Here is an 18,571-nt window from a genome sequence, read left to right as displayed (position 1 = left end):
CTACTATAAAAATTAACAAATAGATGATTCGATACAGACGTACAGTCGCCATTCGAATAAAGATTGCGTTAATTATTTAAAAATAGCATGCGCATATTTTCCACCTCTAAACTATTGCAAAAGCCAATGGGTATGAAGTAAGAAATAATCAAGAGCAGTTAATTAAACTAAAAAAACCCACTTTAGTCAGTGGGTTTTTATTGTTATTTACACATTAAAAGCTTTGTGAGTATCGGAAGTACAATTGACGACCAATATCAAAGCCACCGTAATATGAATAAGTAGAACTTGGGCCTGAGTACATAATAGGACCACGTTTATCAAATACATTGTTAGCACCAATAGAAAGCTTAGATTCCCATGGCGTATTATAAGTGAACTGTAGGTCGTTAAATGTAGTAGAGCCTACTTTATTTTTAGGCACAACTACACCATTAGTCCAATCACGTTGGAAGTTTGGATCACTACAACGGTCTTCAAAATAACAGTCCTCACGCATTGAAGAGAAATAACGCATCGCCCAGTTTGCACTGAAATCTCCATACGTCCAATTCAAGCCAAAGTTAGCACGTGTTCTAAATGTATCTCCATGACCTACATCTGATTCAACTTTAGTTGTTGGATCATTTGTCGATTTTGAATCATATTTTAGTAAGTATGTGCTATCTAGAGTTGCACGGAAGTCACCAAAACCAGTTTCAAATGCATATGCTAATGATAGATCAATACCTGATGTTTCAGTGAAACCAGCATTGCGCGTACCATATGTTAAATCGTTAACAATTGAGTTGTTCGGATCACGTGAAAACATTGCACATCGTGATTCATCACCGCCAATATAACAATCTTTTAAGATCTCATTTGGTGAGTCAGAAACTACCGTGTCAGTGATTTTAATACTCCACCAATCAAGGATGATATCAAGGTTTTCAACATAACTTGGGTTGTAAACAAAACCAACGGTTTTACTGACAGACTCTTCTGGTTGTAACAGTGGATTTGAACCACTATTGAATGGCACTGGTGTTTGAGCTGCAGGGCCAGTCGTCGGCACAAAGCCTTGTTGTAACTGACGGTAATCAGCTGGTACATCTTGTAAACAGCGCGCAGAGCCAGCTGCTGTACCATAAACTGAATCACATGGATCGATAAAGCCTGTTGTAAAAGTTTGAGAACCACCACCATACAAGTTACTAATTGTTGGAGCTCGGAAGCCTTCAGCCCAAGTACCACGAACCAATAAATCATCAGTTGGACGCCACTCAATGCCTACTTTACTGTTCGTTGTATCACCAAAAGTACTGTAATCTGAGTAACGAGTCGCAAGACTAACGTTTAGAGACTTAGCACCAACAACATCAGATAAAATAGGAACATTTAACTCTGCGTAACCTTCAGTAACATCGTAACCGCCACCCGTTGCACCAGATGCAAGAGTAGTACTTTGACCGAGTTGCGCTAGTGCATCAGGATTATACTCACCCGACTCTTTACGATACTCAGTACCAACAGCGAAAGTTAATGAACCTGCAGGTAACTCTGCAAGTAAACCACTTATGTTAGCAAAGTACATTGTTGTTTGAGTTTCACCACGATAATGCAGTGTAGGATACAAGAAGTCTTGTACATCAGGATCTGCTAGCGAGTTTTCAACAGGCCCTGCACCGAAGCCTGCTAAAGGATTCCACGCAACACACTCAGCTGATGAAATTGGATCATCTTCAGTACCACACTGAACTTCTCCCGATGCGTTTAAAAATGAAGGGCCAGTAGCGGCTTCAATAGCAGGCTTATAGAAGTTACCGTTGTCTACTTGAACAGTTGTGCTCTTGCTGTAAACACCACCAACATCCCAGTCAAAATAACGATTAGCTAACTCGAAAGAGCCTTCTAATGCGGCAGTAAAACGTAAAGTATCTTGATTACTTTCAGTTGTACGTGGAACTTCCCAACCACGACGAGTAAATGAAACATCTTCGCCAACTGGGTTAAAATAGCTATCACCACTTAACACAAAGCCATCTGACGCTGATTGATATGGATAACCTGCTACCTGACGTAACGCTTCACGTTCACTATATCCGATATCACTTGTAAAACTTACACTATCAGTAATATCGTAGTTAGAGCTGATATAAAGAGAGCGTGCACTTAAAGGCGTTTCTAAATGCATTTGGTCAATTGAATTACTTGAACCATTTTCATAAGTTTGCGGTTCAAAATCGTCAAAAGATGAAGCATTGCCTGGGCGCTTAGCAACCCACCATTGATCATTATAATAAAAACGACCATATTGACCCACTAAAGTACGGTTATTTGGAATATCATAACCTGGATATGACACTTCTGAGAAAGAACGGTCTCTCGCCCATACATCACTTTCATCACGCCACTCAGCACCTAAAGTAATTGAACCCTTTTCTCCCGAAAAGCCAGTGACCATACTAATGTTTTTCTTCTCACCATCACCATCGTCATAGCCACCGCCGTATACTGTGAACTCAAGACCTTCATAGTTTTTACGAGTGATAATATTAACAACACCAGCCATTGCATCTGAACCGTACATTGCAGACGCGCCATCTTTTAACACATCAATACGTTCAACCATTCCCATTGGAATAGCCGAGATATCTTGATAACCAGAGGTAGTAATACCCAAACGCTTACCATTGATTAAAACTAAAGTACGGCTGGCGCCTAAGTTACGAAGGTTGACGTAGTTACCACCCACATTCTCACCAGACACTAATGGCTCAGAACGACTGATTGGCGGTGAACCAGCTGCAGACATATTTTCAATCAAATCAATAACAGATGTGAAACCTTGATTAGCAATATCTTCACGACTTATTGTTTGGATTGGTTGTGCTGTTTCAAGGTCAGTAGAGCGAATACGTGACCCCGTTACTTCGATACGCTCTACTTTTTCTGCACCTTCATCTGCAGCCACTGCAGAAACTGAAAATGCTGACGTTGATGCTGCGCCAAAAGCAATTGCTAAACGCACTGCTTTTGAAACTTTATTATTTAACATTTGAATCTCCCTGGTCATATCCATGTTATGACTCTATTAATTTATTTAAACCCATAAAAGGTACTAGTACCCTTTAAGGGAATTAAATACTAATATCAGGAACAACATTTGGTCAACAGCTTTTTAACCATTGATTTTAAATGTGAATTTTAAGTTTCATACATATAAGTATTTGAAGAAAAGTAACGTCACATATATTTCACATTAATTCATATATTCGAAATAATAAAAAACCAAAACCAAGATAACCAGCTTAAATTCGGGATTTTTATATTTATTAGAAAACCTATTATTTCGTATTTTTTTCTAAAAGCTTTTTCATTTTTGTATAAAGCTCAACTTTATTTTCTTGCTATTAAAAGGCTCGTTCTTAAATTTCTTTCATGATCCATTCAACATCAGACAAAATTTCCTACTGTTTTGTCTGTGCTTCATGTAAATCGGTCTTGTGCTACATAACTACACTTAAGCCTTCAATTCCTTGAACAACCATAACCGACGCTTTAATTTTATCTGTGTGACGTAAGGTGACATTTTTATCATCAAAGATTTATTTACTATACCGCCAATCTGATTTTCTAAAAGGCTCACGGTGAGGTTCCCAATGTTTAGGTAAGGCTCACTGATATCTATAATCAATAACACTACTCAAATTTTGAAATAAGCTCGGCCTGCTGCAGTTACATAATCTAAGGTTGCATAACACTGAAGCGCAGAGTTAACCCCTTATAACCTCGAATACTAAAAGAACGACGATAGGGATTAACAATTAGTGGGGAATTTTTTCCTAAAGAACTTTTTGATAACCATAAAATATAAGCTTATTTCGGCTCTTAAGTTTGATCGATTTCAGAAAAGGCATAGCACCAAGCTATATTTCCAACACATAGGTGCTGATGGAAACTTTAGCTCTGTTTTGCTTCGTCGAATAAATATAGTGTTCAGGGTAAGTATCGCTTTATAAAAAACAATTTTTATTACAAATCGAATACTTAACATCTACAAATTTATATCCTTAACTACAACATTAAGCAGTTTAAGCACCTTGAAGTCTTGTACGGCTTTACCTTTATAGAGAAAACCCTTAAAAATTATCAATTTTTGCAGTTCCACGAACTGTACCATCATGATCAAGTGGCTAAGCTCTAACATTACCTAAACTTTTTGTCATCATATCTATTTTACGAATACGCCTTTTTTAGCTCATTCCTACGGCTATTAGTGGTAGTTTATAAAGTTCCGGAACCTTTAAGTTTCAACCGTTAAAGCTAATGAAAATATGCTCGGATTTGTTGTCAGCATTTGTACTATAGAAAACGCTGAGCATATGCCTGATGTGCCTTCATGAGCGCCAACAAATCGCACGCTTTAGAGTCAGTTTTAGTTTTATAAATACTAAAACTTTCTTTTGCATTGTTATTTAATATAAAAACAGCCTCCTTACTCTTTGGTCACGATACGGTATTCATATCATGCTCTTCAAACTGGAGAATTACTTTTATAATTTATAACCCTTCGGTTTCAATATTTATTATATTTTACGCTTTTTTATTGGAGAAAATAATTTAAAGTCAGTGATAAATTGGAAATTTGGCGATTTCTAGAAGTCTTCAAGTTATAGTTATCAGTGTGTTGCTGGCTTGCTATCACATACCAAGAAAACACCCAGTTGAGTAGCATTACATAGGTAAGTATTTCAATATAAATAACCCTATAGATTTATTGTTATTTAAAAAAAAACCTCGCAATTAGGCGAGGTTTTTGAAGCTTATGCATTCTTTAAAATTAGAACGTTTGTTCTACTTTTAAGAAAATTGTTCTGCCAAGCACATCATATAGTGCTGTAGAAGCATCACGGTAGTCGTAGAAACCGTCGTACCATTTAGGTGCTTCACGGTCGAAGATGTTATTCACACCAAATGTTACTTTACCGTTCCAATCATGTGTATAAGATACTTGTGCATTATGCTTGAAGTAGCTCGCAACTGGCGCTAAAGAAGGATTGTTAAATTCTTCTGCCCCTGATTCTTGTTTACCAATGTAGTAAGTAGACCAAGCAGCCCCAAAGTTATCATATTTCCAATCAAGCGTCATATTTGCACGCCACTCTGGGTAATCTTGAAGACCAGAGTAATCGAAAGGATCAGCACCTGCTTCTGTGATTTCTACAAACTCTTCAACGTAACTTGCTTCACCACGTAATGAGAAATCACCGATATTAGTTTCATGAGTGTAGTTCGCTTTAAAGTCAAAACCAGACGTCTCTAAAGAAGCCATATTTTGATCAAAGCTGTACATTACATCAATTTTACCTTCTGCATCACGCACAACAGCTGGGTTAGAGCCATTTTCAATTTCATCTGAAAGTAAGCGATCTGTACTGATTGCAGCAATACGGTTATCAATTTTTACTTTGTAGTATGAAACTTCCATTGAAAGTGTATCTGTCACATTCCAAACTGTACCAACAGTTAGAGACTCACCTTCTTCTGGCTCTAAATCTGGGTTACCACCAAACCACGTTTTGTGTTGTGTACCACTTGGCGCACAGTAAACAGTATCGCTTGCAGCGTTACCTTGGTTATCACACCAAAGTGTATCGTAGTTAGTTTCGAAGCTTAAAGATTGACTAGAGAACATCTCACCCATGTTTGGAGCACGGAAAGACTCACCCCAGCTTGCACGTACTAATAAGTCATCTGTGATACGCCAAGCAGCACCAAGTTGACTAGTTACGTTATCGAATTCACCTGCAACAACAGATGCACCTACGTCACCTTCTTGCTCATATTTATCGTAACGAACTGCAGCATTTAAATCTAAACCGAATGGGAAAGCAGCTTGTAGCTCTAAGTAGCTAGAAGTACGGTCACGTGTTGCAAATACATCATCACCACCTGAACCACCTGACACATTACCTGAAGCAGATAGAGGGTCTGAATACTGAGTGAAGTCGATCGTTTCAAACTCAGCACCTACTACACCCGCTAAGGTAAATGATTCATTATCAACAAGCGTTGTAGAAACTAAACCGTCAAATTGAGTGCTTTCGAACTCTGCTTTATAGGTACCCATGTGAGCTGCACCAGCATAAAGCTCTGCCATTTGTGCATCCCATGAAGCAAAATCCATACCTGTAGTATTGAAGATATCGTATTCACCTGTATCGATTAGAGATTGTACAAGTGGATCATTAATTAGATTACGGTTGAATGATTCAGTCGTAGAGCGGCTACGCTGCGCATTGATTTCCCAGTCAAATCCGTTACCAATATCAGTATAACCTACTAAGCCACCAACAAAATCAATGTTAGCAATTTCAACGCGAGTATCACGGTTACCCAAGTTAGCTGAACGCATGCTTAGTGAAATATCTTCACCATATGGGTTCATAGGGTTATCAGCATACATAGTCGGTTTTGTAGTTGATACAGGTGTACCAGCATAACGAGCATCAGTCTTAGACATTGAAGCACTTGCACGGCCACGGAAATATAAGTCGTCTGTTAACTCATACTTAAAGTTTGAAAGGATTGAGTCTTGTTCTGCGTCAGCGAAAAGCTTAGTCACAGCGCCATAACTATATAAACAACGGCCGTCGCTACTTGGTACTGTATTATCTGCAACATCACATAAGTCTGCTGAGTACCAGTTTTTAGAGTCTTTGCCTTGACCATTTGGAACAGAGCTGTAAGACGAAAATGCACCGTATAATTCAGAATCTAATTCCCAGATATCACGGTCATAAACTGCATCTGCTTTGTAGTGTTCGTAAGTTAATGTGATATTACCTTTATCAGATGCATAACCACCTGTCACTGAGAAACGGTTAGTATCACCACCTTCAACTGAAGGTAACTCTGTGTCATATGTGAAGTTTAAACCATTAAAATCTTTTTTAGTGATGATGTTGATTACACCAGCAACCGCATCAGAGCCATATACCGCAGATGCACCTTCACGAAGAATTTCAATACGTTCAACGATTGCCATTGGAATTCGTGACGTATCAGCCGCTGCACCAGAAGAAGAACTAGTACCTGGCATACGACGGCCGTCTAATAATACAAGTGTATAGTTTGCACCAAGGCCACGCATATTAACATTTGAAGTTGCGGCGGCACCTGAACCATAACCTGACATACCACGCCAAGAACCGAAACTGTTTACAGACGAGTTATTTAATACATCTGCAACTGTCGCTTCACCAGATAACTGGATATCAGCTGCAGTAATAACTGTCACTGGTGAGGCAGTTTCCATATCAACTTGCTTGATACGTGAACCTGTTACTTCGATGCGTTCAACTTTCCCTGCGTTTTCTTCATCTGCAGCAAATGTACTAGCAGAAAATGCAGCTGTCGAAGCTGCACCAAAAGCAACCGCTAAGCGAACAGCTTTTGAAACTTTATTATTTAACATTTGATTCTCCCTGGACCATGTTATTCATGGAATATTTATAGTTATTCAAAATAAATGCATATTCCGCAGTCATTTCGAGCTTTGATAATAATACTCGCCACTCTCAAAGGTCAACACTTCACTAACGCAAAAGTTCAACTTTTAACAATAAATATAAAAACACCACAGAGTTAAAAACAAATTTAACACACGAAAAACCCTTAAACCACAAAGGGTACAGCATCATTAACAATGAGTTACAAAGGGAAAGAAGAATTTCATTATTTAGTACCAATAAAGGTACACACCAAAATAACGCCAAATAATTGCAATAAACACAATAAATAGGCGGTTTGTATTTTGGATTTTTTTTTCGCTTAAATTTAAAATTTGAAAACTTAAACCCAATAGATATAGACGAAACCACAAATTACTTAGATAAGATGATAGTTAGATATGTTTTTTAAGATTAACCATGCAAAAGTTAATAGAATGAACATTCTATTAACCAAACCCATTAGTCGACTCTAGAAAAAAGCTCACCCTCCTTATTTACTAAGCCCAAGACGCTAAGTAGTAATAAATTCGGTACATTCCAACTTGAAAAAAATGTAACAATCGGCAATAGTTAGATTGTTAAAACAACAAGGAAAAACCATGATTAAACAATTATTACTAATTGCATTTACTTTTTGCTCACTTTCTTCGTACGCAAAAATCAATGAACTACCAGAAGAATTCTCAGATTTTAGCCTTAATAGAGATATAAGAATTTCATACGAGGATCTTGATAACCTACTTGAAATAACAGTGCTAGATATGGGCAGGTCTGATAGAAGCTCACGTAAATCCCAATCATCCATTGGCACGCGCATGAAATCACATAAAAATAATGATACAGCTTTGGAGGCTAATCGTTTTTTATTTGAGGCAGTATCTAAATCAGAAATAAAAGATGGCTTTCACAAAATTCGTATAAGCCTGGAAAAAGTACCTGACGAAATTTCTCTTAACGAACTTAGCCTCGATGAGCAATTGGCATACTGGCTTAACCTTTACAATACAGCGATAGTTGAAAAGTTAATCGAGCACTACCCTATTCGCGATACAGAAGATCTTCTTTTTGATGATGATTCAATTTTAGATGAAGAGTTTTTAACCGTTGCCGGTTATAAGCTTTCACTCAATGATATCCAACATAAAATTGTTTTTGAAAAATTCGGTAAAAAGAAACCAATCGTCATGTATGGCTTTTATCAAGGTAACATAGGTAGCCCAAACCTGCGCAATGAAGCTTATAAAGGTAATAAGGTTTACCATCAACTAGTTGAAAATGGTGAAGAATTTGTAAACTCTAATCGAGGCATGCAAATTAAGCGTAAAAGCCGCCTTTATGTATCTAAATATTATGAGCAAACTGAATCATTATTTACTGACTTCGAAACTGACTTACGTGAGCATTTAGAAGACTACGCTGAAGGGCAAATGAAAAGCGATGTTAAATACGCAAAACGTTTTAAAATTGACATTGAAGATTGGAATATAACCGACTTATTTGGTACAGAGCGTAGTTTTGGTGCAACTGCATCAACTAACCCAGCAGCAATGTTAAACGCTGTGGTGAGTAATTCTGATGTACCAGTATCTGAAGATGGCAGTAGCTCAGGTATGGGGGCCGTTAATGTTAACTTTATTAACGACTCTATCATGATGCGTACAATGGATTTTGGTCGCTTTTCACCTGAAATGTTAGAAAAAATTAAAAAGCTTAACTTAAAACGCCAAGACAATAGCGGTACTGTTGAGATCAAAGATATTGATTCAAATAATTAATCGCTAAACACCGCATGTCAGTAATCAGCGGCATGCGGTCTTTTTCGAATAGAAACTTTATTGCTAAGTCAGCTTTTTACAACCAGGTCAGGCCTTACAGCAAAAACCTAAACTAAGTTAACTTTCAGGGCTGTTTATTACCCTTCACCATAAACACACTGAATAAATCAAAGACCTTGATGTAAATCAAGAGTAATATTTTACTTTACTGTACACCCTGTTAACATAAAGCAAAAACAGGGTTTACGAGTGAATAATTCATTACAAAGAGCTTTGCACGCATTCAATCAACAACAATATGTGCAGGCATTACAACTCCTTTCTTTACATACAAATAAAACCGCTGATTGGTATACATTGAATAGCTTATGTTTATCAGCTGTAAACAAAACAACTGATGCAGAGCAGTGTTATTTAAAAGGCCTTAGCCAATTTAGTAATCATGTTGGCCTTTTAGACAACTACACTAATCTACTATGTAAACAAAAAAAGTATGCAGACTGTATTCATTTTTGTGAATACAACACAGTTTCTTTGTCTCTTGAAAAACCACGCCTCAATTACATTGAAAGTCTAGTTAATCAAGATGAATTATTAAAAGCCGAACTTTTATTAAGCAAAACATCGCCCTCTCAGAACGCATTAGTCCGTTACCATTGGCTCACTTTAGAACTTTTCGAGCGACTGGGTGACTTACAAAAAATCGAAAACTATTTTCAAACAAAATTGCCAAAACAATTAAAAGGGCAATTTCATTTCGTTTATAAACATGCCTGTAATTATCGAAATTTAGGTCAATTTCCCGAGGCATTAGCGCTTTTGCAAATGCTTTTAAAACAGCAACCAAGCGCCGAATTGCATTACATAGTTGGTTGTACATACTATGATTTACAGCAATATGAACAAGCACAAGCTCATCTTAAGGCATGCCTAGAGCTTGCTCCTAACTATGTACCTGCACATGAAAGCCTTAATAAACTCTACTGGGAGCACTCTCAAAGCCAGTTAATGAGTTCATATGCAGACACTTTTAAACACTTTGATGCAAACCCTGTTCTGATCCACTCGCAAATTTGTCAACTACTACAACTAGGTAAACTAGAAGAAGCATTATTAGTAAGTAGTAATGCAACACAAAACAACCCACAAAATTTAGATTTACATCATGCCCACAGTATTATTCTTGATAGAACAGGTGACGAAGAAAAAGCATTTTCACTCCTTCAACAGCTCGTTAAAGCAGCTCCACAAAATGCTCGTTACTGTATTGATTTAGCAAACTTTTACATACAACAAGGCGATTACAGCTCAGCGATCTTTCACTTAGAAACTGCTGTAAAATTTAATCCTAATAACCAAGAGCTTTGGGCATATTTAAGTATTGCTTGGCGCTTATCAAATGATGATAAATATCACTGGTTAACTGATCTAGATAAATTCGTTAAAGTCATGGAGCTGCCTGCTCCGCCAGGTTTTAAAACCTTTGCTGATTTTAATAAGCAGTTGCAGGAATTAATGATCAGCCTTCACACAAATAAACTACAACCATTAGATCAAAGTGTGCGCAGCGGTAGTCAAACTCAAGGTCACTTATTACACCGCTCAAACCAACTTATTGATTTATTTAAGTCATCTATGAGCCAATGCATTAATCAATACCTAATGCAGTTACCAAAGGATGCTAACCACCCTCTTTTAGCACGTAACCATAAACGATTTGTTGCTAGAGGTAGTTGGTCAGTGAAACTAGAAGAAGGCGGTTTTCATGCTAATCATATCCACCCTCAAGGTTGGTTATCAGCGCCGAGCTATATTTCTATTCCTAATGAAATGAGTAAAGATGATGACACTAAAAATGGCTGGCTTAAGCTAGGAGAAACCAGTCTTAACTTAGGTGAACGTGAGTCTATAGCTCGTGAAATATGCCCTGAAGAAGGTCAAATTATTATATTTCCAAGCTATATTTGGCATGGTACATACCAACTAAAAAGCACTAGCCCTCGGCTAACCATTCCATGTGATATCATGCCCTTAAAATAATAAAAAAGACCATCTAGATGATGGTCTTTTTTATTACCAATTACTTATTTAACAGCGCTTTTGCATCTAGGTAGGATTTTTCATCGGCCTGTATGTATTCAAGGTAATTTGCAAATCGTCCTGAGGATGATTTATAAAGTGGTTTTCTAACTTGCCATACACTCGCTGTACTTACTGCGCCAGATTTATTATGAAATCGCTGGGCTTCATCAGTGTATTCTAACCCTAAAAAACTAAACAACTGTTCTAACATCTGCTCGGGCGAGCAAACAAGCTGGTCGTAATTCAGAGTAAAAATATCATTACTAAAACACGACTGCCAATGTGATTTAATTCGTTGCTGCTGCTCATAGTGATGTAGAGTATCATTTAGAGATACAGCATAGTTTAAGCTCGGACCTAAATGCTGGAAAAAAGCTGACAAGCTATTGTCTTTAATATCTCGCTCTGTCCAGATAATCTTCGCTTTTGGATATAACTGCTTGATAATGTCTAAATAAAGGTAATTTTCAGGGCGTTTATCTGTTACATAAAGCGCACCTTCAGCTCTTAAAGTTAATTGTTCTTTATAACCATCTATAAATTCAGGCTCTTTAGCCTTATTAACAAGTGCCTTTTCATCACCAATCAAACTGAATAACGATGAATGTAAATAGGCAATTTCACCACCTGCCGCTATTTGCTCATTAGAGCTGATGATTTGTTCAATTAGTGTTGAGCCAGAACGAAACATACCGCAAATTATAATGGGTGTTATTGAACTGTTAGCTTCTGGCAGAGCAATATTACGCGCTAATGTGTAGTCAGTAATCTTCTCAGCAGACTGGCGATCATAGACTGGTAAATACTTTTTATTGTAATGATTCGCTTTTACATAATAATGCCATGCTTTCTGATAGTTTTTGCAATCATTAAATACTTTACCAAGTGCATAATAAATATCAGCACATGCTATATCATCTGACTCTCGCTTTAATATCGCTAAGCTTGCTTGTTCATAGTCAATTGCATCGCGTTCAGAAAAGGTCTCAATATCGGCTAATCTTGCTTGAGCCATCGCATTAAATGCATCTAATTTTAAGACCTGTTGAAAGCCTGTTTTCGCCTTCTCTTTATCACCAAGCTGTTCGTAAATATTTGCCAATGAAAAGTGAGCTTGAAGATTATTCTTATCATGACTAATCGCTTGTTGTAAGTAATGTAGGGCTTTATCGGGTTGATGTAATTGCTCATTATACAAAAAAGCAATTTCTATTAAAGCGGGTGCTTTAAACTGCTCAGATAGTTTTATAGCTCGTTCAAAAAAGGAAATCCCTGCATCAAAATTACCGAGCTTTCTTTCTATTTTTCCAAGCTGAAAGCAAATATCAGCTTGCTGCGGATTTGCTGTGTATAATGGCAACAGCGCGTTTTTTGCAATTTTGAACTCGCCACAACTCATACTTAATTGTACTAAGGTCAGTACATAATCAAACTTTGTATGAGCAATAGATACCAGTTGTTGGCAATATGCAATGGCTGTTTCAGTATCTTGTTGCTGCATAGCAACTTTGAAAAGGATCTGTAACGCTTTTTCAGCAAACTCACTGTTATGTGTTAACGGTTTTAATAATTCTATCCCCTGGCTAACTTTACCTTGTTGAAGTAAAGCTACCGCTTGGGTAAACGCGTGTTGTTCTGATGTCATTGTTTTCCCATAAAAAAAGCGAGCCGAAGCTCGCTTTATCATACATTAATTAATTCAAATTAGAATTTTAACGTCACGCTTGCATGGAAGTAACGACCTAAAGTGTCATAGTAACCAGCAATAGCATTTGCGTTTGTTGAAAGTGAACCACCTACCATTGGCGGCTCTTTATCAAGAATGTTATTTACACCAATAAGTACTGAAGTGTAATCATTCACCGTAAACGTGCCTTTAAGGTCAAGGTAGCTTTGTGAACCAATACCATCTTGTACAAGTGTATCAGCACCATCGTACTCGTTAACTGCACTGAAGTAACGCCATTTAGCTGTCGCTCTCCACCAGCTGCCTGTGTCATAGCTTGCGCTAAGAACATGACGCCATTCAGGTTGTGGGAAACAGCCATTATTTAGTGTATCTACACAATCATATACTTCACTTACACCAGGAATATTATCAAATTCCTTAGTCATCATGTAAGTACCGATTAGGCTTGTAGAAAGTGTACCACCGCCTACTTCGATGTCGTAGTTAGCACTTAAGTCGATACCTTCATAGTGAATTTTACCTAAATTAGTATTTGTCGCTACAACTTGGCCTGAACCAATCCAAAGACTAGCACTTCCCGGTGTACGTTGTACGTTATCACAGAAAACTGCTTGGCCAGTTTTACCACATTGCTCAACAATTAGTTCAGGATCAATTGCGCCAATTGCATCTTCAAGTTCGATATCCCAATAATCGATTGAGAAGTTAAAATCTTCAAATGGGTTACCAACAACACCAAGAGTGATTGTATCAGCAATTTCAGGACGAAGCTCAGGGTTACCACCAAAGAAACCATTGTATTGGTCAGCAGGGCTCTTACCTACGCTACCATATTGAGATGCAGGAACACCTGTATTAGCACACTCTGCTTGGCTAAGAGATGGTGTTGCACCTGCACAAGGATCGGTACCTGGCCATAAACCTGTGCTTTGTTGTGCGAATAGCTCACCGTTGTTCGCTGCACGTACTGCACGGTTATAGCTTGAACGGATTTTCCAGTTTTCAGTTACGTCCCAGTTCATTGCTACTTTATAAGTAGGCTCTGAACCTGATGTGCTGTAATCAGACCAACGATAGCCTAATTCAACTAATAAGCTTTCAACACCTGTGATACCTTCAACGATAGGTAAGCTTAACTCACCGAATACTTCAGTTACGTCATATTCACCGTTTAAACTCTTAGTTGTACCACCTTGACCTAGTAATAAGCCTTGCGCGTAAACTTCATCCGCAGTACGGCTGAACGTTTCTTCACGGTATTCAGCACCAAATACTGCCGCAATTGGGTAATCTGAAGAAGGTAGACCCCATTCAAATTCACCAGTAACGAAACCATTCACGATAAACTGCTCTGTAACACCGTTAAGAATCGCAGTACCAGTTAATGCACCAGCTGACTCAGGAGTAACGCCTTGGTACGTGAATACTTCGTAAGGGATACAACCAGAAGTTGCTGAACAGTCTTCACCATTTGCAGAAAGCGCAGTGCTGATACGTGGACCGAAGAAGTCATTTTCGTATGCAGAAGATGAAGACGTTGAACCATACTGTACGAATGCTTCGTATGACCAAAGGTCGCTTAGCTCACCTCGGCTACCAAGTACTAAACGGAATGAGTTATGTTCAAGGCTATCTGCACGTGGGCCACCTTCAACGTTACGTTTACCGATGTAAGTTGCAAATTGGTCACCTGAAGTTAAACCGAAACGGTCAGTTAAGTTTTGACGCTGCGCATCTGTAAGAAGCGGGCTATCATAATCAATAACGTAGTTTTCGTTGAAGAACGTACCAGACTCAGCGATTTGCGCTGTAGTACGGTCACGCATGTACATCGCTTCCATGAACGGTTGGAAGTGATCATTAATTTCGTATTTAGAGAATAAACCTAACGTGTGACGCTCATTAGGACGCATGAAGTGGTTAATTGGAGCGTAGTTATATACGTTACCACTTGAAGGAATGAAGCTGCTATCAGAGCCAAGTGTCCAATAATCGTAATCATCCCAGTCGAATGCACCGCTGTCTGTAGGCGCTGAGATATAGAAGTTAGGAATTACCGCGTTACCAGAACCACCACACGCTGTACCTGCAGCATTTAGAGCACATGAAGAATAGTCACGAGCACCTTGGCGAAGTTCATTTTGCTTTTGGTAAGTGAAATAACCAACAGCGTGGCCTTTACCGCTATCGAAAGAGCCACCTAATGTAGCTGAGAAGTCAAAAGAAGAACCATCAAAACCTGAGCTACCTTCTGGGTAGTCAAAGTCACGTTCATCCATTAAACCTTGGATGTATTCATTATCATTGTCGTGTTGATATGCAGTTGAACCTAGGCTTACTTCAAAGCCTTCGAACTCATCATTCATTACAAAGTTTACAACACCCGCTACCGCATCAGCACCGTAAGTTGAAGAACCACCACCAGTCATTACGTCAACACGTTTAATAAGTGCTGCTGGGATTTGGTTAATATCAGCAGATTGAGTGTAGATACCACCCGCTTGCATACGACGACCGTTGATAAGTACTAATGTACGCTGTGAACCCATGCCACGTAAGTCAAGAGTAGCTGTACCAGAAGCACCATTTGATTGGAACGCTGTGTTTGAAGCTTCAAGTTGAGGCAAGCTGTTCATCATGTCTTCAACACGTGTAAAACCAGCTACAGCGATTTCTTCAGCTGTTGTAACTTGTACTGGGCTTGCAGTTTCAATATCAGTACGTTTGATACGTGAACCTGTAACTTCAATACGTTCAACTTTTTCTGCTGCTTCTTCTTCAGCAGCATAAGAGTTTACAGAAAACGCAGCTGTAGAAGCTGTACCAAAAGCAAGCGCTAAGCGAACTGCTTTTGAAACTTTATTATTTAACATTTGATTCTCCCTGGACCACTATATTGTGGCTATATTTAGCATAAGCTTGTTTATTATTTGTATCGCATCAGGACTGCGACAAACAAATAATAAACAAATAAAACAAAATATCCAGCTCTTTATTTACAAATTTTTAATGAGACAGCAAAAAGTTTACTTTTACCAGTTTTAAGAGCAAAAAATAAACAAATAAGCATTTAAACTGAGCTTATTGATCATTCATCGCAATAAAGAGTCAAAAAAATGTTAACAATCTTAAAAAAGCCGTATCTGACGGTCACTTAGTGACGAAACTTTAGTACCCAAATCAACAACTATCATTTCAGCTATTGGCAACAATTGCTTATTTACATAAGTGCCATAATCATAATTATGGTCACCAGTGTAGTACTCAGCGCCGTTAGCGGTGTAAACATATTCAATTATTTGACCACGTTGAAACGTTAAGTTGGGATTGTCAGCTAAATACTGTTTCGCTGCTTTTACATGGGGAGGGATGTTTTTTTGGTAATCAGTCAAATGCTGACCCAGTCGCTTACGATAAATTAGCTTTGAATCAAATTCACCTTCATATAGTTTTTTAACATAGTTATCAAACGCTTGAAAAATAAATTCTTGGGTGTAATTTTCAGAAAATAAAATCTCAAATAATTCTGTTTGAAACTTGTGGGCTAGCTCTGTCCAATCACTTCTAACTGTTTCCATCCCTTTAAAGACTAATTTTGAAACGCCTTTTTTTTCGACTTTTCCTACATAACGCTTTTTAGAACCCATTGTTTTACCTCTAATTGTTGGCATAAAAAATGGACTGAAGTGGGTTTCGTACTCTATTTCTAAAAAGCTGTCTATTTTATAATCTTTCTGCAATACACGCTGCCAGCATTTGTTTATTTTTTCTGCCAGTTTCGTACCGATTTCATTACAGTCTAGTGGATTTAGATCATCATCAAGCTTAACAAAGGTCGAATCTGTATCACCATAAATGACATCATAGCCCCACTCTTCAATCCAACGCTTGGTTGTTTGCATAATTTCATGACCGCGCAAAGTGATAGAACTAGATAATCGAGGGTCATAAAAGCGGCAGCCTTTCGAGCCAAGTACACCATATAAACTGTTCATGATGATTTTAATTGCCTGGGAGAGCATGGTTTGGTTTTTATCTTTGGCTATTTGCCTTGTCGCAGCCAGTCCTCTAATAAGTTCTGGCAGATGATGCTCAGTGCGTGAAAACTGTGCTTGGTTAAAGCCTTCGATTGTATCATTTGATTTTTTTAATCCCTCAATAAGGCCGAGAGGGTCTATACAAAATGTACGCATTATTGATGGATAGAGGCTTTTGTAATCAAGCACTAGGATATTTTTGTATAAACCTGGCTGCGATGACATGACATAACCACCAGGGCTATCAAAACTTAAGCCGTGATCGCCTAAGTTAGGGGCTACATAGCCACTTCTATGCAGTAACGGCAGATAAAGATTAGTGAAGGCTGCAACTGAGCCGCCCATTCGTTCTAATTCAAGCCCTGTAAGCTGGCTTCTTACAACTGCAAAATCAAGTAACTTAAGTTTCTCAAAAATCCGCATCACTAAAATGCAATCTTGCCTGTTGTAATTAGCAAGAGACAGTTTGTCTTCATTAAACTGGCGAATAATTTCTTCAAGACGATTATCTGTATTTATTAGCTTCTCTTCGCCAAGCTCAATACTCGCTACATTTGCAAGACTAAAACTATCGTAATGATAAGTAGCGTTTTTTAAGGTATCAATTCCATCAATAACTACACGACCAGGCATTGTTATGCGAGTAATATTTCCCGAGCGCACGCGCATTTTTTCTTTGTTGCGACCAAGCTTTAGAGATATACCTAACGCCTCGGCTCTTGCGTGAAGCACACTGAAGTCAAACTCAATAACATTCCAACCAATCAATACATCAGGGTCAATTCGCTGAATTTCATTTTCAAACTGAGTAAGAAGATCTATTTCATCTTCACACCAGTTGATTTGATAATCTAGATGAGTCGTTGGCTCTGGGCGCCCTATCATTAAGACTTTATCAATACCGTTTCCGACTAAACCAATAGAAAATAGTACGCCTTCGCCATTACACTCGATATCAATAGAAACATGTTTGAAGAAAGGTCTAAATTCATTGTTTGGTTTTAATCTTGCGTTCTTTAACAGTCGAAAACCACTTCGTGTTTGAATTTCACCTTTTACCCATACAGAGCCTTTAATGAAACGCTCCATCAAAAATCTGTCAATTGGCCTAACATCATCTTCAAAAGTGACTAGTTGTGAACTTTTTAAAACCTTAATGGCGCTGTAGTAATCTTTTAACGATTTAAAATAACAGCATATCACCGACTGATTTTGGAAGTTTTTTAGTTTGGCATCAGCAAAACGAGCATGAATGTTTTGATTTTGTAATAGTCGCTTTGCAGCAGTTACTTGGTTTTCAGGAATGAAAAATAACACCTCTTGGTGCTCAACCTGTACTTTTAATGGGCCATTTTCACACCAGAGCCAAAACACAAAACTAACCCCTGATGAGCTATCAAACGCTTCTTTAGAAAGGATAAAACCTGTATCTGTAACCATTTACTTCAAAAATCTATTACGGAAGGGGTATAGTACACCCTAACTACATAA

7 protein-coding genes are annotated in these 18,571 nt (G+C 38.1%); 2 read left to right on the top strand and 5 right to left on the bottom strand.

What is annotated here, in order from left to right:
• Positions 1-214: 214 nt before the first annotated feature.
• Both NO991_RS18125 and NO991_RS18120 read right to left on the bottom strand, forming a co-directional pair.
• Positions 215-3,037: a TonB-dependent receptor domain-containing protein gene (locus NO991_RS18125; RefSeq protein WP_054553672.1), complete on the bottom strand. Its 2,823-nt coding sequence runs from the start codon at positions 3,035-3,037 to the stop codon at positions 215-217.
• 1,785 nt (positions 3,038-4,822) lie between these two features.
• Positions 4,823-7,459, bottom strand: coding sequence for a TonB-dependent receptor (locus NO991_RS18120; protein WP_166339714.1), 2,637 nt, complete (start codon positions 7,457-7,459; stop codon positions 4,823-4,825).
• Positions 7,460-8,095: 636 nt separating this feature from the next.
• Between NO991_RS18120 and NO991_RS18115 the strand changes: the two genes are divergently transcribed.
• The gene (locus tag NO991_RS18115; protein WP_166339712.1) at positions 8,096-9,271 is read left to right on the top strand and encodes a DUF547 domain-containing protein; all 1,176 of its coding nucleotides are present in this window, start codon (positions 8,096-8,098) and stop codon (positions 9,269-9,271) included.
• A 249-nt stretch (positions 9,272-9,520) separates the two neighbouring features.
• Positions 9,521-11,311: a putative 2OG-Fe(II) oxygenase gene (locus tag NO991_RS18110; RefSeq protein ID WP_166339710.1), complete on the top strand. Its 1,791-nt coding sequence runs from the start codon at positions 9,521-9,523 to the stop codon at positions 11,309-11,311.
• Between the two features lie 40 nt (positions 11,312-11,351).
• Here NO991_RS18110 and NO991_RS18105 read toward each other — a convergent pair whose 3' ends face one another.
• The 3 genes from NO991_RS18105 to NO991_RS18095 all read right to left on the bottom strand — a co-directional run bounded on the left by NO991_RS18105 (position 11,352) and on the right by NO991_RS18095 (position 18,520).
• A complete protein-coding gene (locus tag NO991_RS18105; RefSeq protein WP_300420914.1) occupies positions 11,352-12,998 on the bottom strand; it encodes a tetratricopeptide repeat-containing sulfotransferase family protein in 1,647 nt (548 codons plus the stop codon).
• A 59-nt stretch (positions 12,999-13,057) separates the two neighbouring features.
• Complete coding sequence (locus tag NO991_RS18100; protein WP_166339706.1) at positions 13,058-15,916, bottom strand: TonB-dependent receptor domain-containing protein; 2,859 nt, start codon at positions 15,914-15,916, stop codon at positions 13,058-13,060.
• A 255-nt stretch (positions 15,917-16,171) separates the two neighbouring features.
• Complete coding sequence (locus NO991_RS18095; RefSeq protein WP_300359232.1) at positions 16,172-18,520, bottom strand: DNA polymerase II; 2,349 nt, start codon at positions 18,518-18,520, stop codon at positions 16,172-16,174.
• Positions 18,521-18,571 lie beyond the last annotated feature (51 nt).

The organism is Pseudoalteromonas sp. DY56-GL22 (genome assembly GCF_041414715.1).
Taxonomy (GTDB): domain Bacteria; phylum Pseudomonadota; class Gammaproteobacteria; order Enterobacterales; family Alteromonadaceae; genus Pseudoalteromonas; species Pseudoalteromonas simplex.
The sequence above is the reverse complement of the archived record's forward strand: the minus strand, read 5'-3'. Positions and strand labels throughout refer to the sequence as shown.

Coding starts and splice junctions, on each gene's coding strand:
- NO991_RS18105 (WP_300420914.1), bottom strand. CDS start 12,998: ATGACATCAGAACAACACGCGTTTACCCAAGCGGTAGCTTTACTTCAA.
- NO991_RS18120 (WP_166339714.1), bottom strand. CDS start 7,459: ATGTTAAATAATAAAGTTTCAAAAGCTGTTCGCTTAGCGGTTGCTTTT.
- NO991_RS18100 (WP_166339706.1), bottom strand. CDS start 15,916: ATGTTAAATAATAAAGTTTCAAAAGCAGTTCGCTTAGCGCTTGCTTTT.
- NO991_RS18125 (WP_054553672.1), bottom strand. CDS start 3,037: ATGTTAAATAATAAAGTTTCAAAAGCAGTGCGTTTAGCAATTGCTTTT.
- NO991_RS18115 (WP_166339712.1), top strand. CDS start 8,096: ATGATTAAACAATTATTACTAATTGCATTTACTTTTTGCTCACTTTCT.
- NO991_RS18095 (WP_300359232.1), bottom strand. CDS start 18,520: ATGGTTACAGATACAGGTTTTATCCTTTCTAAAGAAGCGTTTGATAGC.